This is a genomic window from Paenibacillus sp. P4_E11 (genome assembly GCF_056401635.1).
The window spans coordinates 1-617 of the sequence record NZ_JBFUIX010000688.1 but is presented as its reverse complement, the minus strand read 5'-3'; the positions used below and the strand labels follow the sequence as shown (position 1 = coordinate 617).

Sequence of the window (617 nt, the reverse complement as noted above, 5' to 3'; positions counted from 1 at the left end):
AGCTAGAAGTAGTAGATGGTGAGTTCCCACCCACTTGCAAAAGTGTTGCTTACGATAGCTTGCTGTTCGGTTTCCGCTACATGTGTAGCGAGAGATAGTAGCCAACCTGCTGTCTTGTAGAAAGTTACGGCAAGTAATGGTAAGAAACCCCTACTTCTTAGCGAAGCGTAAGTGGGGGAGATATAAATGTGAATATTAAATAAAAGCGAGGGAGGAAGAGACAGGATGCTTTACGATTTACAAGGTGAAACCAATATGTCACCTATTGTGGGAATATTATATTCCGCTGTGGTAGAGAATAGCCAACGATTACAATTAATCACTGATGGCATGTCGCAAGAAGAAGTAGACTACAAGGGGCCCAATAACAACTTTAATAGTACCGCTCAGTTAATAAAACATATCATGTATGTTGATCTTAATTGGGTTTATAGAATGAAAGGACAACCACTTCCTCATTCTTTAAAAGAGCAATATGGCCCCATGATCGATGCAAATAATAGGCTTCCGATGGTAAAAGGGAAGTCTTTGAACACACTTATGTCTAAATATGAAGGTGTAATAAAAATGTTGAAAGATTCATGTACACAATTAACCGATGCTGACCTAGATATAGT

Annotated in this window: 1 protein-coding gene; it reads left to right on the top strand. The window is 38.9% G+C overall.

Features of this window, described 5'->3' with window-relative positions; translation table 11 throughout:
- Window positions 1-225 precede the first annotated feature (225 nt).
- Window positions 226-617, top strand: a 392-nt coding sequence (locus AC1DWB_RS36940; RefSeq protein WP_477545998.1) for a DinB family protein, incomplete at its 3' end; no start/stop codon positions are given.